This window comes from Streptomyces sp. NPDC001231, from assembly GCF_042896885.1.
In the GTDB taxonomy this organism is placed as follows: Bacteria; Actinomycetota; Actinomycetes; order Streptomycetales; family Streptomycetaceae; genus Streptomyces.
Genome location: NZ_JBIAXS010000039.1, coordinates 14,478 through 38,902 on the forward strand (window position 1 = coordinate 14,478; position 24,425 = coordinate 38,902).

The 24,425-nt window shown below is 70.3% G+C and carries 17 protein-coding genes and 1 pseudogene; 9 read left to right on the forward strand and 9 right to left on the reverse strand.

The window, feature by feature from the left end:
* The first annotated feature begins 363 nt into the window (after positions 1-363).
* From ACFY3J_RS33845 to ACFY3J_RS33865, 5 genes are all read left to right on the forward strand, one after another.
* Positions 364-1,485, forward strand: coding sequence for an ABC transporter substrate-binding protein (locus tag ACFY3J_RS33845; RefSeq protein ID WP_384186666.1), 1,122 nt, complete (start codon positions 364-366; stop codon positions 1,483-1,485).
* A gap of 309 nt (positions 1,486-1,794) precedes the next feature.
* Positions 1,795-4,143, forward strand: a complete 2,349-nt coding sequence (locus tag ACFY3J_RS33850) for a polysaccharide lyase 8 family protein (RefSeq protein WP_390842429.1) — start codon at positions 1,795-1,797, stop codon at positions 4,141-4,143.
* 592 nt (positions 4,144-4,735) lie between these two features.
* On the forward strand, positions 4,736-5,266 hold the full coding sequence (locus ACFY3J_RS33855; RefSeq protein ID WP_384186672.1) for a (2Fe-2S)-binding protein: 531 nt from the start codon (positions 4,736-4,738) through the stop codon (positions 5,264-5,266).
* A complete protein-coding gene (locus tag ACFY3J_RS33860) occupies positions 5,253-6,242 on the forward strand; it encodes an FAD binding domain-containing protein (RefSeq protein WP_384186674.1) in 990 nt (329 codons plus the stop codon). Before ACFY3J_RS33855 ends, ACFY3J_RS33860 begins: the two co-directional genes overlap by 14 nt.
* Positions 6,239-8,446 carry a xanthine dehydrogenase family protein molybdopterin-binding subunit gene (locus ACFY3J_RS33865; protein WP_384186677.1) on the forward strand — a complete coding sequence of 736 codons (2,208 nt, stop codon included), beginning with the start codon at positions 6,239-6,241 and terminating at the stop codon, positions 8,444-8,446. The genes ACFY3J_RS33860 and ACFY3J_RS33865 overlap by 4 nt, the downstream gene beginning before the upstream one ends.
* Before the next feature lie 67 nt (positions 8,447-8,513).
* On the opposite strand, the gene ACFY3J_RS33870 is transcribed toward ACFY3J_RS33865, so the two are convergent.
* The 3 genes from ACFY3J_RS33870 to ACFY3J_RS33880 form a co-directional block, all read right to left on the reverse strand.
* On the reverse strand, positions 8,514-9,818 hold the full coding sequence (locus tag ACFY3J_RS33870) for an MFS transporter (protein ID WP_384186680.1): 1,305 nt from the start codon (positions 9,816-9,818) through the stop codon (positions 8,514-8,516).
* A 378-nt stretch (positions 9,819-10,196) separates the two neighbouring features.
* On the reverse strand, positions 10,197-12,041 hold the full coding sequence (locus tag ACFY3J_RS33875; RefSeq protein WP_390842430.1) for a glycoside hydrolase family 76 protein: 1,845 nt from the start codon (positions 12,039-12,041) through the stop codon (positions 10,197-10,199).
* A gap of 39 nt (positions 12,042-12,080) precedes the next feature.
* Positions 12,081-14,396, reverse strand: coding sequence for an AbfB domain-containing protein (locus tag ACFY3J_RS33880; RefSeq protein ID WP_384186801.1), 2,316 nt, complete (start codon positions 14,394-14,396; stop codon positions 12,081-12,083).
* 521 nt (positions 14,397-14,917) lie between these two features.
* Between ACFY3J_RS33880 and ACFY3J_RS33885 the strand changes: the two genes are divergently transcribed.
* Both ACFY3J_RS33885 and ACFY3J_RS33890 read left to right on the forward strand, forming a co-directional pair.
* Positions 14,918-16,123 (forward strand): S8 family peptidase, encoded by a 1,206-nt coding sequence (locus ACFY3J_RS33885; RefSeq protein WP_384186686.1) that lies wholly within the window; start codon positions 14,918-14,920, stop codon positions 16,121-16,123.
* 372 nt (positions 16,124-16,495) lie between these two features.
* On the forward strand, positions 16,496-16,951 hold the full coding sequence (locus ACFY3J_RS33890; RefSeq protein WP_390842431.1) for a GNAT family N-acetyltransferase: 456 nt from the start codon (positions 16,496-16,498) through the stop codon (positions 16,949-16,951).
* 21 nt (positions 16,952-16,972) lie between these two features.
* Here ACFY3J_RS33890 and tpg read toward each other — a convergent pair whose 3' ends face one another.
* Both tpg and tap read right to left on the reverse strand, forming a co-directional pair.
* Positions 16,973-17,530 (reverse strand): telomere-protecting terminal protein Tpg, encoded by a 558-nt coding sequence (gene tpg, locus ACFY3J_RS33895; protein ID WP_384186692.1) that lies wholly within the window; start codon positions 17,528-17,530, stop codon positions 16,973-16,975.
* 112 nt (positions 17,531-17,642) lie between these two features.
* The gene (gene tap / locus ACFY3J_RS33900; RefSeq protein ID WP_390842432.1) at positions 17,643-19,775 is read right to left on the reverse strand and encodes a telomere-associated protein Tap; all 2,133 of its coding nucleotides are present in this window, start codon (positions 19,773-19,775) and stop codon (positions 17,643-17,645) included.
* Between the two features lie 476 nt (positions 19,776-20,251).
* On the opposite strand from tap, the gene ACFY3J_RS33905 reads away from it, so the two are divergent.
* On the forward strand, positions 20,252-20,971 hold the full coding sequence (locus tag ACFY3J_RS33905; protein ID WP_384186698.1) for a dienelactone hydrolase family protein: 720 nt from the start codon (positions 20,252-20,254) through the stop codon (positions 20,969-20,971).
* Positions 20,972-21,150: 179 nt separating this feature from the next.
* Here ACFY3J_RS33905 and ACFY3J_RS33910 read toward each other — a convergent pair.
* Positions 21,151-21,396, reverse strand: a pseudogene (locus tag ACFY3J_RS33910) (transposase); the annotation flags it as partial.
* A 165-nt stretch (positions 21,397-21,561) separates the two neighbouring features.
* Entirely contained in the window at positions 21,562-22,023 is a 462-nt protein-coding gene (locus tag ACFY3J_RS33915; protein WP_390842433.1) for a pyridoxamine 5'-phosphate oxidase family protein, read from the reverse strand.
* Positions 22,024-22,357: 334 nt separating this feature from the next.
* Here ACFY3J_RS33915 and ACFY3J_RS33920 point away from each other — a divergent pair, with 334 nt between their 5' ends.
* Positions 22,358-22,678, forward strand: a complete 321-nt coding sequence (locus ACFY3J_RS33920; protein WP_376541851.1) for a DUF6191 domain-containing protein — start codon at positions 22,358-22,360, stop codon at positions 22,676-22,678.
* Between the two features lie 316 nt (positions 22,679-22,994).
* Here the strand turns inward: ACFY3J_RS33920 and ACFY3J_RS33925 are convergent, their stop codons facing one another.
* Positions 22,995-23,123 carry a hypothetical protein gene (locus ACFY3J_RS33925; RefSeq protein ID WP_384186704.1) on the reverse strand — a complete coding sequence of 43 codons (129 nt, stop codon included), beginning with the start codon at positions 23,121-23,123 and terminating at the stop codon, positions 22,995-22,997.
* Positions 23,098-24,423: an OFA family MFS transporter gene (locus ACFY3J_RS33930; protein WP_384186707.1), complete on the reverse strand. Its 1,326-nt coding sequence runs from the start codon at positions 24,421-24,423 to the stop codon at positions 23,098-23,100. The genes ACFY3J_RS33925 and ACFY3J_RS33930 overlap by 26 nt, the downstream gene beginning before the upstream one ends.
* Positions 24,424-24,425: the final 2 nt, after the last annotated feature.

Here is a 24,425-nt window from a genome sequence, read left to right on the forward strand (position 1 = left end):
ACGCAGCCCTTCAGCGCGATAGGGCCGGCGCTTGGGCGCCTCTGCACGACGTCCGCCGGTTGCTGTGCGCTGCCGGCCCGCGTCCGCAGACGCGGCAGCCTACCGACGCGGGCGTCGCCCCGAGCCGGCCAAGCTCGCCCAACGGCCCGCCCTGCCAAGGTTTCTTGAAGCCCCGCAGCTCAGCGAACGAATAATCGGTTGCCTGTCGGCGATGGTGGTGGATGCAATGTGCGGCATGGTCCCCCAGGTGCGCCCGTCACGACGAGGTGAGACGAACGCGTACTACCGGGGGGCCTTGCCACTCCGCACTCCGGGCACACTGCAACCGAATCGCCCGAATCGTCAATCGGAAGACGCCAGCTCATGAATACGCCGCCATCGCCACTGTCGCCCCCTGGAGCGGAGCGGACTGACGGGTCATCCGTCCGGATCGGCGCTCTTGTTCCGCTCACTCGGCCCGGCTGGGTCGAGGCAGGCCAACACTTGCTCGCTGGACTTGAGTTGGCCGTTCGCGACATCAATGACGCCGGCGGGATCATCGGAAGACCACTCGAGTTGGTGGTCCGAGACACCGCGGCCGATCCACAGAAGGCCACGGAGGCCGTAGAGGAATTGGCTCGCCTGGGCGTGGCCGCCTTGGCGGGGGAATATCACAGCGTCGTCGCTCGCGCCGCTGCCGCCAGGGCCGACGCCCTCGGCCTGCCGTTCCTCTGCTCCTCAGCGGTTCTCGACGCCCTCACCGAACAGCCAACGCAATGGGTCGCGCGCCTCGCCCCGGCCCAGTCCCACGGTTGGCGGGTCTACGCAGACTTCCTCCTCGCCATGGGCCACCGTCGCATCGCCGTAGCAGCCGAGTCGAGTGTCTACTGGGCATCCGGGACCCGCATTCTGCGGGACTACCTCGCTCCACGTGGCGCCACCGTCATCGAACTCGACCTGCGCGCGCTCGCCCCCACGGCCGTGTGCGACGAACTCGTCGACAATCGCGCGACAGCCCTCCTTCTGCTCGTCGGCCACCCGGAGCCGGCAGTGTCGATCGTCAAGTACGTGCGCCGCGACCAGCGCCTCGCCGAGATCATGATCGGCGCTCCGGCCGGGCAACCGGAGTTCACCGAATGGGCGACGCTGCTGGGCGATGACAGCACCGCGATCCCGTTCTTGCGCTACCTGCCCGAACGCCTCAGCCCACTCGGTGCACGAGTCGAGGCGGCCCTCCGCGAGCGCCTGGCCGAAACGCCCTCCTTCGTCGCCTTCGAGGGCTACGACACGGTCGCCGTCCTCGCCGACGTGCTGCGTTCTCACGGCACGGACCGGGCGCGCACTGCCGAATCCTGGCCGCGTATTGCAGTCGAAGGCACCCGCGGGCAGATTCATTTCTCCCGCACGCCAGGCATCAGCGTGTGGCAATGGGCTTGGCCTCCCATCCAAGTCGTCGATCGAGATCCGGCGGAACCCGATCGCTTTCGGATCCTCCATGCCGGCTGAGAGAGCACGGAAGTGACTCGACATCGATCGCAGCGCCAACCGCGGTTCCACTGATCCCTGACGCCGTGGAGTCCCATGAGTTCAGGGGAGCTGAGGTTTCTCGACGGCGGCCTGCCCCAGCAGCGCCGGATGAATGTCCGCGCCCAGGGGATGCGGACCACAGCTCCCGGGACGAACCACTGCGCCCGGGCCGCGGCGATGTGCACCCCCCGGCCTGGGCGGCCTCCAGGGACACGGTCGCGGTCCGGGCGCGCGGGTGAGGCCTTCCCGTCCGCCCCATAGACAGCGCTTTCCGTCGGCTGGTAGGGCATGTTCATGACTCCAAACCGCCGTACGTTCCTGATCGCCGCAGCCGTGGCTGCTGCCACAGCTCCCTCGCTCACCATGCCCGGTACGGCGACCGCCGCACCTCAGGGCGACGAGTACGACACGCTGCGGCAGCGCTGGCTGGAGATCGCCCTCGGTACCGGCTACGACGCGACCGCCGAGCCCTACGCATCCCGGCTGCGGGAGACCGGCGCCCTCGCACGCGACTTCCGCGCCACCATGACGCCCGCGGCGAACTCCCTGTGGCCCGGCCATGCCTTCAACCCGCCCGCCGGCATCACCCAGAGCTACAGCAGGCTGTGGACCATGACCCAGGCCTACGCCCAGCAGGGCACCGGCCTGACCGGCGACGCCGGGCTCCTCGCGGACGTCCTGCGCGGCCTCGACCACCTCGCGGCCACGGTCTACAACCCCTCGACCACCCGCTACGGCAACTGGTGGGAGTGGCAGATCGGCAGCCCGCGCCTCCTGATGGACATCGTGGCCACGCTGTACGACCACCTCACCGACACCCAGCGCGGCGCCGCCTTCGCCGCCGTCGACCACTTCGTCCCCGACTCCATGCTCGGCGACTACACCGGCACCTCGACCGGCGCCAACCGAGTCGACCTGTGCCGCTCCGTGGCGCTGCGCGGCATCCTCGGCCGGGCCCCGAAGAAGATCGCCCTCGCCCGCGACGCGCTCTCGCCGGTCTTCCCGTACGTCACCGAGGGCGACGGGCTGTACACCGACGGATCGTTCATCCAGCACACCTGGATCGCGTACTCGGGCACCTACGGACAGGTCATGCTCGACGGGCTCGGACGGCTCTTCGCGCTGCTCGCCGGGTCGACCTGGGCGGTCACCGACCCGGGCCGCCAGATCATCCTCGACAGCGTCGAGCACGCCTACGCGCCGCTGATCTTCGACGGCCTGGTCATGGACAGCGTCAACGGCCGTGCCATCAGCCGTGGTCATCTGCTGAGCGACGACCAGCACATCATGCGCAGCGACCACTTCCACGGGCAGGGCATCATCGCCGCGATGGCGCTGCTCGCGGGTGGCGCGAGCGCGGCCGAACGTGAGCGCTGGTACGGGCGCATCAAGGGCTGGATCGCCCGGGACACGGTCACCCCGCTCCTCAGCGCACCGCAGTTCGGCGTCGCGGACCTGTCCCGGCTGCACGCGGTCGCCGACTCGGTGGTCGCGGCGGCTCCGGAGCCCGTAGAGCACCGCCTCTTCGCCGCCATGGACCGCGCCGTCCACCGCAGACCAGCCTTCGCCGCGAACATCTCGATGTCCTCCGAGCGGATCGCGTACTACGAGTGCGGAAACGGCGAGAACCCGCGCGGCTGGCACACCGGCGCCGGGATGCTCACCTGGTGGGCCACGGGTGTCCGCAGCGACCAGTACACGGACTGGTTCTGGCCGACCGTCGACTGGTACCGGCTGCCTGGAACCACCGTCTCCACCAAGCGACTTGCCGACCTGGCGGGCGGCGAGTGGGGCGCGTCCCGGCCCTCCGTGCAGTGGGTCGGCGGCGTCACCGACGGTAAGTTCGCCGCCCTGGGTCAGCATGTCAAGGGCCTCGGCTCCACGCTTCAGGCCCGCAAGGCGTGGTTCTGCGCCGACGACGCGATCGTCTGCCTCGGGGCCGGAATCACCGCCACGGACGGCGTGCCCGTCGAGACGATCGTCGACAACCGCAACCTCGGCGAGGGCGGCACCCAGGCCTTCGCCGTCGACGACCGGCCGCGGCCCCGCTGGGCCCACCTCGAAGGGCACGGAGGCTGGGTCCTGCCGGGCGGCGCCGAACTGCGCACTCTGCGCGAGGACCGCACCGGCGCCTGGTCCGACATCAACACCACCAGCTCCACCGAGCGCCGCACCCGCCGCTGGCAGACCCTGTGGCTCGACCACGGCACCGACCCGGTGGCGGGCTCGTACGCCTACGTCCTGATGCCGGGCGCCACCCGACGCGCCGTGACCGAGCGCGCGGCCGAGCGCGACTGGCTGCGGATCCTCGCGAACGACAGCACCTGCCAGGCCGTCACCATCGACCGCCTCGGACTGACCGCCGCCACCTTCTGGCAGGCCGGCACGGCGGGCCCGCTCACCGTCTCCGCGCCCGCCGCGGTCCTGTTGCGCCGTCGGGGTCGCAGCGCCACGCTGTGCGTCAGCGAGCCGCCCCGCTCCGGCGCCCCGGTGGAGATCGTCTGGAGCCGGCCGGTGCGTCGCGTCGTCGAGAGCGACCCGTCCGTTCAGGTCCTGGAAACCGGCCGTAGGCTGCGGCTCAGGGTCACCCCTGGGACGGCATGCGTAAGCCATCGGTGTGAGCTGACTTTCAGCTGACGAACTGCAGGACGCGGTTCAGGCCGGCCGCCACTTTCCAGGCGAGCGCGTCCCAGATCTCGCGCGCGGGTTAACTTCATGCCCCGTATGCCGAGTTGGCTGAGCACCAGCAGTGTGCTGCCGGAGCGCGAAGCCACGTCGCGCCGAGTCTCCGTTCAGTGCGTCCGGCCGTCAGTCGGGCGACTGCCGGTGCGGGACCGCTCGGCGCGAACTCGGCCGGTGCGGGGGTCAAGTCGTGGAGTAGACCGTCCGCGACCAGCGCCGGCGCAGGAAAGCCGACGAACGGCATGAGCGCGGCCGTCACGGGTCGGCGGCAGGGCCCGGGTCCGGTGTGACGAGCGTCCGTTTCACCGCGTGGCTCGAGAAGCCCCCGTTTCGCTGGACCATCGGCACATCCGTCTTGGTGGCGGCCAGGGTGGCGGAGCCGGTGGCCCCGTGCCGGAACGCCCATTCGGCGTATATTGAGGGGAAAGGCGGATGTATTGACATCAAAAGGTCGATCCCGCCTTTCATGGCGCCTGACGAACCAACTCACCGGATCCGCCCCCAGGAGGGGCTTGCGTCGTATCCGACCCGTCCGGAGGAGGACGCGATGAGGGACGTGGCGAGCAAACGGGACGTGGACGAGCGTCCCATGGTCACCGAGCGGGTCGTGACACTCACAGTGAACGGCCGGTCCTACACCCTGCGCCTGGACACCCGGGTCACCTTGCTGGACGCCCTGCGGGACCGGCTGGGCCTGGTGGGCACGAAGAAGGGCTGCGACCAGGGTGCCTGCGGCGCGTGCACGGTCCACCTGGACGGCAGGAGGGTGCTGTCCTGCCTGACCCTGGCGGCCCAGGCCGAGGACCGGGCGATCACCACCATCGAGGGCGTTTCCGGTGCCGACGGGCCGCATGCGGTGCAGCAGGCGTTCATGGAGCACGACGGCTTCCAGTGCGGCTTCTGCACGCCGGGGCAGATCATGTCCGCGGTGGCTCTGATGGCCGAGGGCCGGACCGGCTCCGACGAGGAGATCCGGGAGTTCATGAGCGGAAACCTGTGCCGCTGCGGTGCCTATCCCAACATCGTGGCCGCGATTCGCGAGGCGGCGTCCGGGGGAGGTCCCGATGCGCGGCTTTGACTACGTACGGGCCACCGACACCCGGGAGGCGGTACAGCTGCTGGCGGACGACCCGGCGGCGTCCTGCCTGGCGGGCGGCACGACGCAGCTCGACCTGATGAAGGACGGGGTCCTGGAGCCGCCGCGGTTGATCGACATCACCCGGCTCCCGCTGCACGGCATCGAGCGCCGCGGCGAGTCCCTCCACGTGGGGGCGCTCGCCACGATGGAGGAGCTGGTCGCCGACGCCACGGTGATCGAGCGGCTGCCCATGGTGCGGGAGTCGCTGCTGCTGGGCGCGTCGGTGCAGCTGCGGAACATGGCTACCATCGGGGGCAACCTGCTGCAGCGCACCCGCTGCCGCTACTTCCGAGACCCGACGGTCGTCGAGTGCAACAAGCGCACGCCGGGCTCCGGCTGTGCCGCGGTGGAGGGCGTGGCGCGTATGCACGCCGTACTCGGCGTGAGCGAGCGGTGCATCGCGCTGCACGCCTCCGACCTCGCCGTCGCCTTGGTGGCGCTCGACGCGGTCGTGCACATCCAGGGGGTGTCGAGGCGTCGGACGGTCCCGCTGACGGAGTTCTACCTGACGGCCGACGAGAGCCCCGAGCGTGAGAACGTCCTGGAGCACGCCGAGCTGATCACCGAGGTCGAGATCCCGCTGCCGCCGCCGGCCGCCCGGTCGGGCTACCTCAAGGTCCGCGACCGGATGTCGTACGAGTTCGCCCTCACCTCGGCCGCGGTGCTGCTCGTCGTGGACGACGGCACGATCCGCCAGGCCCGGGTCGGGCTGGGCGGGGTGGGGTCGAAGCCCTGGCGGGCCTACGAGGCCGAGCACGTGCTGACCGACGCGCCGGCCACCAGGGCCACGTTCCAGGAGGCGGCCGAGGCCACGATGCGCGACGCCTGGACCGTCCCGGGTACGGCGTTCAAGGTGCCGCTCGCCCGGCGCACGCTGGTGCGCCAGCTGCAGACAGTGTCAGGAGTGACCGCATGAGCACCGTCGAGAGCAGGCCGCTGGTCGGCGCGGGCATCAACCGGGTCGACGGCCCGCGCAAGGTCACCGGCACCGCCCCGTACCCCATGGACTTCAGCGTCCCCGGCCAGGCCTACGGCGCCGTGGTGCAGAGCACCATCGCCGCGGGCCGGATCGTCCGCGTGCACACCGAGGCCGCCGAGAGCTCCCCGGGTGTGATCTCCGTACTCACCCACGAGAACGCCCCGGAGGTCGCGACGGGACCGACGACGGTGCTCGGGGAGCCGACGCCCGCACCGCTGCGGAGCGACCGGGTCCTCCACCACGGACAGCACATCGCCTTCGTGGTGGCCGAGACCCCCGAGCAGGCCGCCGCCGCGGCACGCCTGGTGCGGGCCGACTACGAGGCCTCGGAGCCGCTGCTGGACCTCCAGGACCCCCGGGCCGAGCAACTCGTCGACCCGTGGGGGATGGACCACTCGCGCGGCGACGCCGCCGCGGCGCTGGAGACCGCGGAGGTGACCCTCCGGGCGACGTACACCACGGCGGACAACACCCACAACCCGCTCGGGCTGTTCGCCACCCTCGCCGTGTGGGAGGGCGACACCCTCACCGTCCACGACACCAGCCAGTGGCCGTCGATGGTCCGCACCACCCTCGCCATGGTCTTCGGTATCCCCGAGAGTTCCGTGCGGGTCCTGGTGCCTTATGTCGGCGGGGGCTTCGGCGCCGGACTTCGCGTGTGGCCGCACGTGATCCTGACCGCCATGGCTGCCCGGGCGCTCAACCGCCCGGTCAAGCTGGTCCTGACGCGACCGCAGATGTTCACCTCGGTCGGGCACCGCCCCAGCGGCGTGCAGTGGCTCGGTGTCGGTGCCACGCGCGACGGCGAACTGGTCGCCCTCGACCACCGCAGCCTCAGCTCCCTGAGCATGGAGGGCGACGACTTCGAGCCCTTCGCCTCGGCAACCGCCTTCGCCTACCGGTGCCCCAACGTGATCACGCGGGACCGGCAGGCGCGGATCAACGTCGCCGTGCCGACGTCCATGCGCGCCCCGGCCGAGGCGCAGGGAAACTTCGCGCTGGAGTCGGCGCTCGACGAACTGGCCTGCACCCTGCGCATGGACCCCTTGGAGCTGCGGCTGCGGAACCATACGGACGTCGATCCGCGGAACGCGCTGCCCTGGTCCGGCAAGGCGCTCCTGGAGTGCTACGAGGTGGGCGCCCGACGCTTCGGCTGGTCCGACCGCAATCCCGAGCCACGCTCCATGCGTGACGGGAACTGGCTCGTCGGCTACGGCATGGCGAGCGCGCTGTTCCCCTACTTCGCGCAGCCCTGCGCGGCGCAGGCCACCGTCAACAGCGACGGCAGCGCGCTGGTGCGCAGTGCGGCGACCGACATCGGCACCGGCACGTACACCGTGATGACCCAACTGGCCGCCGAGGAACTGGGCCTGCCCCTGGACCTGGTCCGCTTCGACCTGGGCGACTCGGACATGCCGAACTCGATGATGGCGGGCGGCTCCGGCCTGACCGGTGCGCTGGGCAACGCCGTGCACGACGCCTGCCGGCGGCTGGTGCGCTCAGTCGTGGAACTCGCGCGCGGCGACGCCGACTCGCCCCTGCTGGGCGCGTCGGCGGACGACGTGGAGTCCAGCGGCGGGCGGGTCCACCTCGCGGGCCGCCCGGACCGCGGGGAGTCGTACGTCGACATCCTCGCCCGGCACGGGCTGTCCGAACTCACGGCGAACGGGACCAGCACTCCCCCGGTCGCCACCGAGCTGGGCATGTCTCTCGCCGGCGCGTACGGCGCGAAGTTCGTGGAGGTCCGGGTCGACGCCGACCTCGGCCTCATCCGGGTCGCGCGGGTGGTCTCCGCGATCGACGGCGGCCGCATCCTCAACGCGAAGACGGCCAGGAGCCAGATCATCGGCGGGACGGTCGGCGGCATCGGCATGGCCCTGTACGAGGACACCGTCACCGACCCGCGCACCGGGCGCGTCGCCAACGGTACGTTCGCCGACTACCTCGTCGCCGTGAACGCCGACGTACCCGAGCTCGACGTGGTCTTCGTCGGCGAGCCCGACCGCGGCACCGCGACCGGCACCAAGGGCGTGGGCGAGGTCGGCCTGGTCGGCATCGCGCCCGCGATCTCCAACGCCGTGTACCACGCCACCGGAAAGCGCCTCCGCGAACTGCCGATCACCCTCGACACCCTCCTCTGAGCCGGCGTCGCCGGCTGCCGGTACGTCGCCCCGTAGAGCCTGGAATGACCCGCTGCGACAGAAGCCGTCACGCAGCCGGGACCGGAGGCTCCGGCGGGGCGGGAAGCGTCCGTCCCAGGCGGGCGAGTGGGGACAGGGCCATCAGTGCCGGCGACAGCAGCATGCCCGCGGCTGTCACCAGGAGGCTGGTGCGCGTCCCCCACACTTCCGCGAGAAAGCCGCCGAGCAGCGAGCCGAGCGGGGTCAGACCCATGCCGACAAAGTTGATCGTCGCGGCCGCGCGGCCTTGCATCCCGTCCGGAGTGACGGTCTGGCGGACAGCCATGACCGTGACATTCACCAGCTGGCTGAAGGTCCCGAAGACGAAGTTGACCGTAAGGAGCGCGGGAACCGTCACCACGGAGGAGCCGTGCAGCGCAGGCACAAACAGGAACACGCCGTCGCCGAGTGCTGCCGCGGACACGAGCACAGCGCCGTGTCCGAAGCGGCTCGGCAGGCGGGCGGCCAGCAGCGAGCCCAGGAGCGCGCCCGGCCCCGTCGCCGCGAGCGCCAGCCCGACGGTGGCGCCCGACAGGTGCAGGTCCCGTGGCAGGAACAGCAGATAGACGGTCATCACCGCCGCGAAGAAGAACTGGAAGGCGGCTGATGCGAGGCACACGGTCCGCAGCGAGGTGTCGCCGGCGACGAAGCGGAGGCCCTCATGGATCCGCCGCCAGACCCGAGGAGGACGTTCCGAGCGTTCCGGGATGGATTCGCGGCGACCGATCCGTCGGATCGACAGGAACGACAACGCGAAGAACACTGCGCTGGAGGCGGCAGCGATCGGCGCCGACAACACGGACACCAACGCACCGCCGAGGGCGGGACCGCCGATCTGGGCCGCGGACCGACTGCCCTCGAGCGCGCTGTTGGCCCGAACCAACTGATCGCGTTTCACCAGCCGTACCAAAGACGCCTGGTACGCCACGTCGAAGAACACGGACAGAGCCCCGACGGCGAAGGCAACCACGAGCAGCGCGGGCAGGCCGAGCCCACCGAGGAGGCCGGCCACGGCGGCGGCGCCCAGCGCCAGGGCCCGGCCGGCGTCCGTCAGCACCATCAGCGTGCGGGTCCGCCACCTGTCCACCCACGCGCCGACGAAGAGCGACAGCAGCAGGATCGGCGCCTGCCCCACCGCGCGCAGGGCGCCCAACTGGCCGGCACCGGCGTTGAGCGTCAGGACGGCGAAGAGCGGCAGAACCACCAGACTCGCGTGTTCGCCCAGTTGGGAGGCCGTCTGGCCCACCCAGAGCCTGCGGAAGTCGCCGTCCCGCCACAGGCTTGACGGAACAGGTCGACCGGAATCGGATACGGCGGAGGCAGAGGACGGCACAGGGACCCCTCGGATGACCGAAGACGAGACCCGCCAATCGGCGCACGACAGGTGCACCGACCATCTCAGGCAGCGGGAAAGGAAGGCTCGCTGTGCCGCGCGTCATGGGCAGCACGCGATGACAGGCCGCTCACGGCCTCCAACGTCAACGCGTGCTCGGACGACCGACCATGTCTTCGCTCCTCGTGAATCACTCGCTGCGCGAACACTAGCTCCCGCTCGGCAAGGCACGAAAGGCGATTAAGGGCGGGGCAGACGGCGGGAGGAGTCCGTCGGCATCGCCGTCGCGCTCCTCGCGGCGGCCGATCGCCTGCGCGGCCCGTCCCAAGTGGGACGGACCACGCCGGCCGTGGTGTGTCGGCGGTCGCCGAGCGGGCCCTACTGCGCCGCGGTGAGCGCCTCCAGGGCGCTGGCCTGGGTACGCCAGTCCGACGGGTTCGGGCTGGTGCCCGCCCAGCGCTGGCCGAGCCGGTTCAGCGGGTCCCGGTCGGTGCGCCACAGGGAGTCGGCCTGCCTGGCGATGTACGCCAGGTAGGCCGCCGAGCCGGTGGCGTCCGCCAGGTCGGCCAGGTGCCGGGCGAAGATGCCCTTGAACTGCTTCTGGTTGTCGTCGCACGTGCGGGTGCCGGTGTCGCAGGACTCGGTCAGCACCCCGTCGCGCGTCAGCTCCGGCGCCGACAGCGCGGCGTCGGCCAGGCGCTGCGCGGTGGTCAGGTACCGGCCCTCGCCGGTGCTGCGCCAGAGCTGGGTGAAGGCGCCGATGGCCAGGCCCTGGTTGTAGCTCCACACGGTCTGGCCGTTGCTGGCACAGCCCGTGGTCAGCCCGTCGTTCACGAGACCGGAGGCGTTGATGAGCCCGCTGTTCAGGTACCAGTCGGCGGCCGTGCGCGCCCGGCCGCCCCACAGTGTGTCACCGGTGAGCCGCTGGTGCAGTGCCGTCGTCAGCCACACGTACAGGCCGTTGGTCACCGCGTTCTTGTAGGTGCGCTCGCGGTCCCACCAGACACCACCGCCGCAGGTGCCCGGGTCCCAGTGCTGCTGGACGTAGGACGTGATGGTGACCGCCTCGTCCAGATAGCGCCGCTCATGGGTGTGGTCGTAGGCCGCCACCCAGGCCACCGCCCACCACGCCGCGTCGTCGACGGCCCGGCTGACGAAGTGCCCCTCGACCGGGTCCGAACTGCGCCCGCCCGCCGGGAAGACGCCGTTGTTCTGTTCGAAGGTGCGCGCGACGGCCCAGTCGTAGTCATGCCGCCCGGTGCTCTGGGCGAAGTCCACCAGTGCGGTGAGCGCTACCGCCGAGTTCCACCAACTGCTACGCCACCAGCCCTCGTTGGTCTGATACGAGGCCATGAGCGCATCGGCCGCCGCGCCGGCCCGGGTGGGCACCGGCCTGGCCCACGCCGTGCAACTGCCCTCCTGGTGCGCCGCCTCACGGCCGCAGGCGCGGACCGCACCGCCGTAGATCAGGCCGCGCGGGTCGCGGGTGGCGAACATGGCCGTCCGGGTGCCCGCCTTCCCGGACGGCACGGAGGTACGGCCCAGGGAGGAGCCCTCGGGCCAGGTCGCGCCCTCGTCCCAGGAGCGGTCCAGCCAGATCTCGTCGCCCGCGCCGCCGTTGTCGATGGCGCCCCAGGCCATGCCGTTGCGCTGGTCCATGTGCAGGCTGATGGCGCGCCCGAACAGGGACGTCGCCGGCACCGGCTGCTCGTCGCCGGCCGCGGTGACCGGGTCGGCGCCGTCGCAGGAGGCGCCGTCGCAGACCTGCGGGCGGAACCAGTCGGTGCAGGTGACCGCGTTGGCGTCGCCGCAGGCCCGGATCCAGCCGCGCCGGTGACCCACCGGGTCGGTGACGTTGTACATGAGGGTGCGCGTGCCGGTCCAGGTGCCGGGGATGGCGGCCTTGCCCAGCAGTTCCTCCCAGGTGGCGCCCCGGTTCCAGGAGCGGTCCAGCCAGACCGAGTCACCGGTGACACCGTTGTCGATGCTGGCCCAGGCCATGCTGTCGGCCTCGGAGACGTGCAAGCGCAGGATCCGGCCGTTGATGTTCCGGTCGGAGACGGGGAAGGTCTCCTGGGCCGCCTTGGAGGGGTCGAGAGTGTCGCAGGCCAGCGCGCACACGGGCGTCGCGGCCCGTGCTCGGGAGGGCAGGGCGAGCAGCCCGGACAAGGCGAGCACCAGGGCCACCAGCCCGCTCAGCATGCGGTGTTGACGTACTGACATGTCGGGTCCGTCCTCTTCGCGTCGGGGCGGCGGCCGGGCTCAGGGGGCCCAGGGCGCCTCGATCGCCCAGGTGGTGTCCTCGGTGAAGGTGGCCGGGTTGTCCCAGGCGTGCGAGCCGCCGGCCTGGGCCAGCCACAGTTCGGCGTTGATGTGCCGCAGGTATTGCCCGGGGAAGTTGGATGCCGCCAGCCGGATGCCGCTGCCGTTCCGGACGGGACACCAGGTGGCGTCCTCCCGGTGGACGGTGTCGCCACCGCCCTCGCGCCGGACGCGGAAGTCGCGGTGGCGCAGGTACTCGCCCGGGTAGTTGCGGGACTCGAAGGAGTAGCAGAGCTTGTTCGCCAGCCCCGGTGTCACCTTCCAGGTGGCGTCCTGCTTGAGCACGGACCCGCTCGCCGCGTCCACCACCTCTGTGTAGCCGAGCCCGTCGTAGTGCCTGACGTAACGGTTGGTGTAGCCGCTGGTGGTGACGCGGATCGACACGTACTGCCCCACCGGCAGCCCGACCGGCGGGCCCGCGGTGCGGGAGGCCGCGATGAGCGCCTGGTTGGCGGCGCGGACGCGGGCCTGGTCGACCTTGACGACCTGCCGGTCGTACGTCATCAGGCCGTTGGTCTCGTTCTCGACGTCGGTGATCTGCGTGTAGACGGCCGCCGAGAGCCCGGCCGCGGGCATGGAGTTCTCCCGCATGCCGTCCAGCAGCCCGACCAGCCGGTCGTTGAGGGCGGCCTGGCTCGGCTGATCCTCGTAGCCCCAGCCGCCGCCGGGGTACCACTCGTGGCCGGAGACCCGGTATCCGAGGCCGCCGTACTCGCCGAGCACCGAGGCGCGCACCGGTTCGGTCGGGGTGTTGCCGGGGCCGACGTAGTTGTGGTTGTCGATGACGTCGCCGTTGCCGCCGTCCTGGGCCGCGCAGCAGTTGACGCCGCTCATGTTGTCGACCAGACGGGAGGGGTCGTAGGCCTTGACCATGTCGGCGATGCGGGCCTGGTCGTACTGGCCCCAGCCCTCGTTCTGGTCCACCCACTGGATGAGCGCCGGAGAACTGCGGTGCTGGTCGGTGATCGCGCGGTACTCGCTCTCCCACTGGGTGCGGGCCGCACCGTCCGGGCTCTTGGAGCTGTCCATGGAGGGCATGTCCTGCCACACCAGCAGCCCGAGCCGGTCCGCCCAGTAGAACCAGCGCTGCGGCTCGACCTTGATGTGCTTGCGGACCATGTTGAAGCCGAGGTCCTTGTGTTTCTGGAGGTCGAACCGGAGGGCGTCGTCCGTGGGCGCGGTCTGGATGCCGTCCGGCCAGAAGCCCTGGTCCAGGGTGCCCGTCTGGAAGACGAACTGGCCGTTGAGGACCGGCCGGCGCACACCGTTCACGTCCTTGACGGCGATGGACCGCATTCCGGTGTAACTGCCGACCCGGTCGCCGCCGGCGCTGCCGGTCAGCTCGGCGGTGACGTCGTAGAGGAAGGGGTCCTCGGGCGTCCACAGATGGGCGGCGGGCACCGGCACCGCGAACTCGGCGCCGACCGTGCCGGTGGCGCTGCCGACGGGCGTTCCGCCGGAGGAGACGGTGACCTTGACGCTCGCCCCGTCGGCTCCGGCCGCGCGCACGGTCACCCGCAGGGTGCCGTCCTCCAGGCGGGGCACCATGTCGAGCCGGGTGATGCGGGCCGCCGCGGTGGGCTCCAGCCAGACGGTCTGCCAGATCCCCGACGAGGCGGTGTAGACGATGCTGCGCCCGGCGTGCGGGGTGACGTCCTGGATGCGCTGCTTGCCGATGGCCTGGCCGCCGGTCTCGGTCGGGTCGTACGCGGAGACGACGATCGTGTTGGTGCCGCCGTTGAGCAGGGGGGTGATGTCGTAGGTGAAGGCGTCGTAGCCGCCGCGGTGGACGGATCCGGCCTGCTGCCCGTTCACCCGGACGGTGGTCTCCCAGTCGGAGGCGCCGAAGTTGAGCTGGACGCGTCGGCCGCTCCAGCCCGTGGGCACCGTGAAGGTGCGCCGGTACCAGAGCCGGTCGTTCTGGGTGATCTTGCGCTGGATGCCGGAGAGCGCGGACTCGGGGACGAAGGGGACCCGGATCTGTTCACCGAAGACGGCGGGCTGCGCGGCGTCGCGGGAGGTGATCGCGAAGTCCCAGATGCCGTTGAGGTTGAGCCAGTCGGGGCGGGTGAGCTGCGGCCGGGGGTATTCCGGCAGCGGAGCGTCGACCGGGACCTGGTTGGTCCAGGGCGTCGTCATCGGCGCGGGCTTGGGGGCCCAGGCCGCGGTGGCGGCACGGCTGGGCGCCGCGCCGTCCACGACCAGTACGGCGGCGGCCGCCACCAGCGCCGCGCCGCAGGCGATCAGGCGCCGCAGGGCCCGTCGCGGGCGGGGAAGCGGGAACCTCCAGGGGGTTGGGCGTCTCGCCACGGTTGTCACTCCCGTTGTGTCCTGTGGGGGGTTGATGTCCTGTGCGTTGTTCTGCGCATGACATGCCGTGCGCGACAGGTCAGCCCACCCCCGCGCGGCGGCGAAGGCCCGGACTCGCCGGAGGGGTTTCCCTGTCTGGGTCGTGATCCCGCCCGGTGCGGTGCAGGTAGAGATGCAGGAGGCTTGGGCGGACGCGGTGTGAGAGCGCTCTCAAACGGTAGTGCTGAGCACAAGGGGCGTCAACGCAACGGACACGCACCGGAGTTGACGAACAGGCACGTGGATTTCATGGGCATGACACCTATGTGACAGTCCCTCAACTCCCTTGCCTCTGCGGCTCGTTTGCCACACGCTTATCTCGTCCCTGGGCGGAACGCAACGCTCCAGGGGCGAGTGCGCCTTGGCGTGCGCACCCCCCACAACGCGCGCCACACCCCGGCGCGCCTGCCTGAGGAGGACTCCCTCACATGGCACCACCGCGTAGCAGGAAGATCCGCTTCGCCGCCCTCACCGGCGTCACAACCGCCGCTCTCCTGGGCGGACTCACCGCGCTTCCCGCCCAGGCCGCCCCGGCGGAGGGCAGAGTGCTCGCCGCCGGCTCACCCACGGCGGTCAAGGACAGCTACATCGTCACCCTCAAGAAGAACGCGGGCTTCACGTCCGCTTCGAGCCAGGGCAAGGGCCTGATCACCAAGTACGGCGGCAGCGTGAAGAAGACGTTCGGCAGCGCGCTGAACGGCTACACCGCGCACCTCTCGGCGACCGAGGCCAGGAGGCTCGCGGCCGACCCGTCGGTCGCCTCGGTGGAGCAGAACCAGACGGTCCATCTGACCGACACCACCCAGAGCAACGCCCCCTGGGGTCTGGACCGCATCGACCAGGCCTCGCTCCCGCTCTCCGGCACCTACACCTATCCGGACTCGGCGGGCAGCGGCGTGACCGCGTATGTCATCGACACCGGTGTCCGCATCACGCACTCCCAGATCAGCGGGCGGGCCTCCTACGGCTACGACGCCGTCAGCGGCGGCACACCGTCGGACGGCAACGGCCACGGCACCCATGTCGCCACCACCATCGCGGGCTCGACCTACGGCGTCGCCAAGAACGCCAGGATCGTAGCGGTCCGCGTGCTCGACTCCAGCGGCTCGGGCACCACCGCCGGTGTCATAGCCGGCGTCGACTGGGTCACCAAGAACCACACCGGTCCCTCGGTCGCCAACATGTCGCTGGGTGGCGGAGCCTCCGCCTCCCTGGACACGGCCGTACGCAACTCGATCGCCAGCGGCGTGACCTACGCGGTCGCCGCGGGCAACTCCAGCGCCAACGCCTCCTCCTCGTCCCCCGCGCGGGTCACGGAGGCGATCACCGTCGGCGCCACCACCAGTACGGACGCGAGGGCCAGCTACTCCAACTACGGCTCGGTCCTCGACCTCTTCGCCCCCGGCTCCTCGATCACGGCGGGCTGGAACACCAGCGACACCGCCACCAACACCATCTCAGGTACGTCGATGGCGACGCCGCACGTCGCGGGCGCGGCCGCGGTCTACCTCGCGAGCCACACCTCGGCCACCCCGGCGCAGGTCTCCACGGCCCTGGTGAACGGCGCCACGTCGGGCGTGGTCACCAGCCCGGGCACCGGCTCGCCGAACAAGCTCCTGAGGATCGTGCCCTGAGTCTCTGAGTCTCTGAGTCTCTGGCCGAGTGTTTCCCGGAGCCGTCCGTGGCTCCGGGAAACACATGTCCGCCGCGACCCGACCGCCTGCTTACGCGTACTACTGGACTGTGCCGCCCGACCCTCGGCCCTGGCTGCTCGGCCTCCACGATCGAGCTGCTCCTGGCCAGGAGCGGCCTCGGGCACGGTCACAGTCCGGCGTGCCGGTCCCGCCCCGGATCGCCTGTGTCGAATACGCTGCGAAGACGCCCGGCCGGGCCTCCCCGATACCGCGTACGCACAAGGGAATGCCGCTCAGTGGCGGCTCTCCGCGTCGGCCCGGACGGCGCAGCCGGCGGATACAGGAAGAGGGTGTGGCGTGAGGTCCCCAGGCGTGCACCTACTGGAGATCACCGACGACAACCGGGATGCCGTTCGTGCCCTCCGCGTCCGCCGTGACCAAAAGCAGTTCGTCGCCTCCGTGTCCAAGTCGCTCAAGGAGGCGGCAAAGACGCCGGAGGCCAATCCCTGGTTCCGCGCCGTGTACCGCGGCGACGAGCCCGTCGGCTTCGTGATGCTGTCCTGGAAGCCGCCGACTGGTCCTTTCAAAGGGCGGCACTTCCTCTGGCGCCTGCTCATCGACAAGCGGCACCAGAGGCGAGGGATCGGCCGAGAGGTGCTCACCCAGATCGCCGCCCTGGTTCGCGCGGACGGCGCCACCGAACTACTGACCAGCTACGACCCCGGCGACGGCGAACCGTGGCCCTTCTACCAGAAGTTCGGGTTCGAGCCCACCGGTGAGATCGACGACGGCGAGATCGTTCTGCGGCTCACCTTCCCCGCTCGGTGAGATCGCACAGGAAGCGGCGGCTCAGAAATCCAGGTCGAGGTAATCAATTTCGTTGATGGCCACGTCCGACAGTCCCATGGCGCGTACTCCGCCGTCCTGGAAATAGACCTCTTTGAATCCTTCGGCGATGATTTGGCGCATCTGCTGGTCGCCGGCTCCCGTTTCGCGGGCGTCGAACAGACGCTGCGCGTAGGACGGGGGGAGGTGCACGGTGAGGCGGCGGAAGCGGCCGTCGTCGGTCGTTCCGACCGGCGCGGTGTACCCGAATCGGGCCCGCGTCTCCACCGTGATCCCTCCGGTGGCGGCGGCCTGCTTGCGCCGTCGCTTGCGGACCTGCGGCTGCCAGCGCGACCGCACAGCCGCGTCGATCTTCTGCTGGATCTCCTTCGGCGGGTGCTTGCGGGCGCCCCGCCGGTAGCGGTTGACGGAGTCGGCGGTGACGCCGAGTTCCGCGGCGACGGCCTTCGCGGACTTCAACTGCTTGAGCAGGAAACCGATCTGGCCCTTCAACGTCTTGGGCGGCTCCCGCGTGAAAGCCTCCCGGTCGGCACGCTCGATCGCGTCCTCGATCTCTCCCACAGCGTCAGTTCCCTTCGGAGGCAGAGTCCTTGCCGTTGGAGCGGTTCAGCGTCCGCTCCAGGTCGGTGTCGGCTTCGAGGTGCGGGGTGACGATGCTCGTGCCTGCCACGGCCTACTCGCCTTCGTCCAGGACGGCGTCGCCACCCTTGATGTGCCGGGCGGGGTTCAGGCCCTGCTCCATCAGGTCGACCGCCCACGCCATCTCCTGCACTCCTTCGACCTTGGCCAGGCCCGGGGTGGATCCGACGCGGAAGGCGCCGGGGATCGGCTTGCCGCTGGTGCTGTAGGGCAGGAAGTCCAGCGGGCTGCGGCCCGGCGAGGGGTAGACGACGCAGTCGGACAGTACCGCGAGCGGGTACAGGCCGGTGAACTCCGCCATCTTGAGCATCTTGCGGTGCATGTTGACCCGGGCCTTGCTGATGACTGCGGCGCGGATGTCCGGTCGCCAGGTGGGACGTTCAAGGGCCGGCCAGCGGTCTCCGTCCTTGTACTGCCGTCCCTGAGGGCGCTCGCGCAGCTTGCCCACGCCGCCCTTGACGGTCGCCTTGATGGCCGCGAGGACGGCCGCCGAACCGGGGTCGGCCTGCTTGTGCCGCTCCATTGCCGCAAGGAATTCGGTGTCGCTGAGGTCCTTGGTGACGCCCAGGTCGGCGAGGGTGTCGACGTAGGCGGTCTTCAGCCGGTCGTGCCACGGGTCCAGGTACGCGCCGGTCTCGCGCCGCAGGAACGCCTCGGTGGGCCGGACGTTGCAGCCGAGCTCCTGGGCGTAGGCGACAGTGTGGGTCTGGTACCAGGCGGGTCCCGTTGGCCGGAGGCCAGAGGGGGTGAACGGCGAAGGCAGGCGCGGGTCCAGCTCGATGTGGGACAAGTCCACGAGCCATGCGCCGGGGATGCGCTTGTCGAAGTGCGGATGCCGGACGTGCTCCGGGCCGGACAGGCCGACCATCAGGCGGCCCGCGGCCGCGAGGAATGCGGTGTTCAGGTCCAGTCCGACCACCCACGGAAGGGCTGCCTCCTCGCCGGTGAGCAGGTCGAGGTCGCGCACCCACTGGTACGCCTCCTCATCCAGGAAGCCGCCCTTCCAAGCGGAGTTGACGACGACGGGGTGCTCCTGGGTGGCCTCCGGCGGCGCCGGGTCGACCGGCTCCGTCCCGAGCGATCCGGGGTTGTGGCCGGAGACCCAGTTACCGGTCGCGCGGTCCTGCACTGCCCTCGTGGGCGGGCGCAGCGCAGTCATCAGCTCCAGCCCGGACACGGCCGTAGAGCCGCGAGGGGTGATCACGCGCTGGGCGTAGATGCCCAGGACGCGTGCGATGTCGGCAGGCTCCATCTCCGCGACTCCCGGCCAGGCCCGGGTGTCGAGCGCGTCCCACGACAGGACGGCGAGCTGCACGCACTGCCGCTGCCCGGCCTGCGCGGGGCGGTAGATCCGCGCCCACGGCCCGAACCCGCGCTGCGTCAGCTTCCACTTCGCGCGGGTGACCTGCTTGACCACGGGATGGTCGTCCGGCAGACGCAGGGAGCGGCGCTGCTCGTGGCCCTCCAGGCGCTCCGGCAGCCCGAGCTTCACGGCGGCCGCCGCGGTGAGCACGATCAGCGGGTCGCTTTCCTTCCCGTTGCGGTGCAGCTTCGGCGCACCGAGCCCGGACTCGCGCAGCGTCCACTCCACCAACTGAGGGATGGTGGTCGCCGGACAGTCCCATACGATCCCGTTCACGCCGTAGGCGGAGCCGTCACCGTCCAGCACGGCGAGCGGCCCGTGCGGGAACCGCGGGTCCAGCACGGGCAGGGCGGCCTTCTTCCTGGCCGGGCCGCGCGACGACGTGACCGGGCGACGCGCGGCCGGACGCTCCGGCGCGGCCGGGGCCGCGGGTGCCTGCACCGATGCGACGGTCCCTGCCTCGGGCTCGGCCGGGCCGGTGAACGCCTCCGGAACCGGTGCCGGCCGGGGCGAGGCGGCCGGGGCGGTCGTGGCAGTGGCACCGCGGGCGGGGTGGGCGGTGTGCTTCGCCGCCCAGCCCTTCAGCAGCCGCTGGTAGGCGGACAGGCGCGGCTCCTTCGGCTCGGAGCGACCGTTCTCCCAGTTCTTGACGGTCTGCGTCGACGTCTTCAACGCGACCGCGAGGCGGGCCTGCGTGATCCCGGCGGCCTCACGCAGCCGGGCTCGCTCCGGGGGAGGCGGGAGCTGCGGCTCCTCCTCCAGCAGTGCGTCGACCGAAGCGAACAGCTCTTCCTCGGTTGCCATCTCCATACCTCCACCCCGACACTAGCATCATTTAGCCTTGTTTTTAGCCAAGTTGTTTAACTCGATCTGATGATGCATCGACTCCTCATGTCGTTTGTCAACCCGGTCCGGTTCGGCGTCATCCAGGCGAGGAGGTGACGGTCACGGTGACGGACCGGCTGCGTAGCCGCTCGGGACATGAGAAACGACAGCGCCCCCAGCGCCCCCCTCGCAGGGCCTCACCTCGGGAAGCCGCGATGAGGCCCCGAGTAGCTCTGCGTAGTGTTCCGGCTCCGTGGCATTCGGCCACGGAGCCCGCGCAAGAACCCGTTTGGCGGACCACGGCGACGACTGCTACGTTTCCGGAGGCCGTGCGAGAGAACGAGGAGGTGGTACCCGTGAACGCAGTATCGACATGGGTGCTCTCCTCTGGGGTCACGGTCGGGCGATAGGTCGTCCGGGAGCGCCGTTCAAGAGCCCTCCCGAAAGGCACGACCATGCAATTCACTTCTGAACAGCGCCTCGATGACGGCGTCCTCGAACGCGAATTCACCCTCGGCGAGATCCCCGGCACCCTGTGGACGCCTGGGTCCGCACCGGCTCCGCTGATCCTGATGGCGCACAACAACGGCCTGCCCAAGGGGGAATCCCGGCTGGTGGCCCGGGCCCGGCACTACGCGGCGCACGGCTACGCGGTGGCCGCCATCGACGCCCCCGGGTGTGGTGGCCGGCCCCGTTCCGCCGCCGACGAGCAGGCCCGCGCCGACCTCCGCCGGGCGATGCAGGCCGGCAAGCCGGTCGATGAGATCTTCGAGTCCTTCATCGGCCCCCTGGTCGAAAAGGCGGTCCCGGAATGGCGGACCACCCTGGACGCCCTCCTTTCGCTGCCCGGGATCGGCGGCCCGGTCGGGTACTCGGGGTGGACCGCCGTCGGCATTCGGCTGGCGGTGGCCGAGCCGCGCATCGCGGCCGCCGGTTTCTTCGCCGGGGGTTACGTGCCCCGCGCCCAGCGCGAGGAGGCCCGGCAAGTCACCGTTCCGCTTCTGTTCCTGCTGCAGTGGGACGACGAAGGGAACCCCCGGCAGCGGGCCCTGGACCTGTTCGACGCCTTCGGCAGCAAGGAGAAGACGCTGCACGCCAATATGGGCGGGCACGTCGGCACCCCGTGGTTCGAGGTGGAGGACGGGGGCCGGTTCTACGACCGGCACCTGAAGTGAGGACGGGCCGTCAGGCCGGCAGCGGAAATTAGGCGATACCGGCCAGGATGCCGCTCAACGAGGACAGGCCCCGGCCCTCCTCGGCCCTCTACACCACGGGCCCCTGCCAACTCCGCAGGGGCCCGTGCTGCCCGAAGCCATGGACTGTTCGATTGTGTACAGGTGCTGTCGGTTCTCGTGACCAAGTTGACGCGCCGGCGGGCGAGGGCGAGGACCGCTTGGGTGTGGCGCTTGCCCTCGGCTCGTCTGCGGCCGTAGAAACGGCGGGACTCGTCGCACCGTCGGATGCTGAACAGCGCGGAGGTGTAGAGGACGCGCTGAAGTCTGCGGCTGTATCGCCGGGGGCGCCGCAGGTTGCCGCTGGTCTTGCCGGAGTCGCGGGGGTCGGGTGCGACGCCGCCGAAGCCGGCGAGGCGGTCGGGGCCCCTCACCCTGCTGACCGGCTACCGGACCCCGGCCGCCCGCCAGCGTCGGTGAGGTCCAGTACCCGCTCCAGACCGGGGAAGATGCCGCACAGCTGTGCCCGGAGCCGGTTGATACTCCAGGTGTAGATCGTGATCCGAGAGAGGCGCGTCGGCGAGGGACGGCCGTTATTCCAGCCACAGCCCGTCGAGCATGATGACTCTCCCGCGTAGTTCTGGCTCGCCGCGCCAAGCGCGCACAGTCCTCGGGACCACGCGTACATACAGAAAGGAACCCTCTTCCACGCGTGGATCCCACCCGAACTTGTCGGCGAACGCCTCCGCTGCGCCTCCGGGCACCTCCTGGTCCGGGAAGCACTCCGCCTCACCCTGGAGGAGCACCACGTCGAAGGTGTCCGGCAGCGACAGGCGCACGCGCGGCTCTTTGCGGACGTTCCGCGCAGTCACGGAAGTGGCGCCGGTGCACATCCACACTGCTCGCCCATCCCACAAGAACCACAGCGGCACCTGGTGCGGCCCGTGATCAGGGTGAGCCGTCGACACCCATACATCCCGCTCGGTAACGAGCCGCTCCAGAGCGTCGCGCATACGCTCCGCCGTCCGGCGACGAACGATTCCTGTGGTCTCCATGAGGACCGACCCTAGCCAAGCAGGCGCGAAGCGCGCCTGAGGCGCAGGACCTACTCCCAGCGACCGATGAACCCCTCAGCTTTTGGCTCGGGGCTACCAACTTCGGTGCTCAGGGTGGCCAGCGGAAGCGCTCCGTCACACTGGTCTCCGGAATTGGCAGCCGAGTCGTCGTGAGACGTCGGGCGGCCAGTCGTTGGAAGCCACAAGCGGCTGAAGGTTGAAAGCCACACCCGACGCCCCTGGGTGGGCCACCCATACGAAGGGCTCGCCCGCTCCCGCAAGACAACGTAGGGAAGGTTGAGCGCGGCAACGTTACTCCCCCCACAATGGCCGTATGGCATTCGTCTTCTTCATGACCCTGCCCGGGCTGGTCGTTGCCCTGACCTTGGTTGCCTTTGTCGACCAGCTGCTGTTGCGCGCGGGGCGGGCCGGAGTGTTGCCGTGGCGAAACGGCGCGCGACAGGGTCAGATTTCGGCGACCGGGTTCGAGCAGCTCCACGCGAGTCTTTCGCCGGGCAAGCAGAACGAGCTGAAGGAGCGGCAGTCGGCACTGGTCATGCCGGACAACGAGGATGACGGGGCACCGCCGAACAGGACAACGGTGGACCTGGACGGAGGAACTGCGGTCGTCCGGATGCCTCGCCTCGGTCACTAGGAGGCTCGCTCGAACGTCGACGGCACGAGCTCAAGGTTCGCTGTCACGGGACAGCGTGTGAAGGTACGTTGCACCCCGGCGTTGCGCCCCGGCGTCGATTGCGGCACGATCATCGAGCTCTCCTGAGCATCAAGTCGCACCGAACCCCACCAGCCCCTGACCACCGAGGTGCCCGGCACTCTGCCGGACGTCTGCCCAGCGGTCAGCGTTCAGTGGTCGAAGAGCCGGCTCGGTCCTCCTGGAGCGGGACGCCCGTGGGGTCGGCTTCGCGCCGGCTCTCGGGCGCCCGGGCATCTCCCGTACGGCGCCGGTGGTCTCACCCGGTGAAGAGCTGCTTGGCCTTCAGGACGAGTTCGTAGAGGCCGTAGCACAGGGGCGCCCCCACCCACAGCCAGGAGAGGGTGATCAGTGCTCGCCGGTCAGGCGGGCTGGTCGCGTCGGCCATCGGCGGCCTCCTTCGGTGCGGGAATGTGGTGGCGGGGATGGACGGGTCGTACGAACTCGTTGGCGATGAACCCGATGACGAGCAGTCCGATCATGATCATGAAGGAGAGACCGTAGAGGGACGACCCGTGCTTGCCGGCCTCCTCCTGGCGGTCGGCGATCCAGTTCACGATCAGCGGGCCGAGGACGCCGGCCGTCGACCAGGCGGTGAGCAGCCGGCCGTGGATCGCGCCGACCTCGTAGCTCCCGAACAGGTCCTTCAGATAGGCGGGGATCGTCGCGAACCCGGCGCCGTAGAAGGAGAGGATCACGAGCGCGCACAGGATGAACAGCGGCTTGGACGAGTCGCCGAACGACGCGATGAGCAGGTACATGAGCGCACCGACGCCCAGGTAGACGCGGTAGATGTTCTTGCGTCCGATCAGGTCCGAGGTCGAGGACCAGCCGATGCGGCCCGCCATGTTGGCCGCCGACAGGAGCGCGACGAAGCCGGCGGCCGCGAACGCCGACACCGGGGTGGAACTGTCCGCGAAGAAGTCCGTGATCATCGGGGCGGCCTTCTCGAGGATGCCGATGCCGGCGGTCACGTTCATGCAGAGCACGAGCCACAGGCACCAGAACTGCGGGGTGCGCACGGCGCTGCGGGCGGAGACCTGGGCTCCGGCGAGGGCACTCGGCCCGGTGCCGGTCGGCTTCCTGGCGCGCGGTACCCGCACCAACAGGACGCCCAGGGACATGAAGACGGCGTACGTCAGCCCGTGCACGAGGAAGGCGAGGGCGATCCCCGAGTGATCGGTGCCGAACGAGTCCAGCATCTGCGCCGACCAGGGCGAGGCGATCAGCGCGCCGCCGCCGAAGCCCATGATGGCGATGCCGGTGGCCATGCCGGGCCGGTCCGGGAACCACTTGATCAAGGTGGAGACGGGTGAGATGTAACCGATGCCCAGTCCGATGCCGCCGACGAACCCGTAGCCGAAGACGATCAGCCAGTACTGCTCGGTCTGCGCCCCCAGGGCGGCCAGCAGGAACCCGGAGGAGAAGCAGACCAGGGCGACGGTCATCGCCCAGCGCGGTCCGTTGCGCTCCACGAGCGTGCCGCCGAACGCGGCGGACAGACCGAGCATCACGATGGCCAGTTGGAACGGCAGCGCGCTTTCGGTGCCGTCGAGGTGGAGGGCGGACTCCAGGGGCGGTTTGAACACGCTCCAGGCGTAGGCCTGGCCGATGGAGAGGTGGACCGACAGAGCGGCGGGCGGAACCAGCCAGCGACTCCATCCCGGGGGAGCAACAGGAGGACTCATGA

Coding starts and splice junctions, on each gene's coding strand:
- tap (WP_390842432.1), bottom strand. CDS start 19,775: ATGGCAACCGAGGAAGAGCTGTTCGCTTCGGTCGACGCACTGCTGGAG.
- ACFY3J_RS33920 (WP_376541851.1), top strand. CDS start 22,358: ATGGCATTCGTCTTCTTCATGACCCTGCCCGGGCTGGTCGTTGCCCTG.
- ACFY3J_RS33930 (WP_384186707.1), bottom strand. CDS start 24,423: ATGAGTCCTCCTGTTGCTCCCCCGGGATGGAGTCGCTGGCTGGTTCCG.
- ACFY3J_RS33850 (WP_390842429.1), top strand. CDS start 1,795: ATGTTCATGACTCCAAACCGCCGTACGTTCCTGATCGCCGCAGCCGTG.
- ACFY3J_RS33885 (WP_384186686.1), top strand. CDS start 14,918: ATGGCACCACCGCGTAGCAGGAAGATCCGCTTCGCCGCCCTCACCGGC.
- ACFY3J_RS33925 (WP_384186704.1), bottom strand. CDS start 23,123: ATGGCCGACGCGACCAGCCCGCCTGACCGGCGAGCACTGATCACCCTC.
- ACFY3J_RS33845 (WP_384186666.1), top strand. CDS start 364: ATGAATACGCCGCCATCGCCACTGTCGCCCCCTGGAGCGGAGCGGACT.
- ACFY3J_RS33905 (WP_384186698.1), top strand. CDS start 20,252: ATGCAATTCACTTCTGAACAGCGCCTCGATGACGGCGTCCTCGAACGC.
- ACFY3J_RS33865 (WP_384186677.1), top strand. CDS start 6,239: ATGAGCACCGTCGAGAGCAGGCCGCTGGTCGGCGCGGGCATCAACCGG.
- ACFY3J_RS33915 (WP_390842433.1), bottom strand. CDS start 22,023: ATGGAGACCACAGGAATCGTTCGTCGCCGGACGGCGGAGCGTATGCGC.
- ACFY3J_RS33855 (WP_384186672.1), top strand. CDS start 4,736: ATGAGGGACGTGGCGAGCAAACGGGACGTGGACGAGCGTCCCATGGTC.
- ACFY3J_RS33875 (WP_390842430.1), bottom strand. CDS start 12,041: ATGTCAGTACGTCAACACCGCATGCTGAGCGGGCTGGTGGCCCTGGTG.
- ACFY3J_RS33860 (WP_384186674.1), top strand. CDS start 5,253: ATGCGCGGCTTTGACTACGTACGGGCCACCGACACCCGGGAGGCGGTA.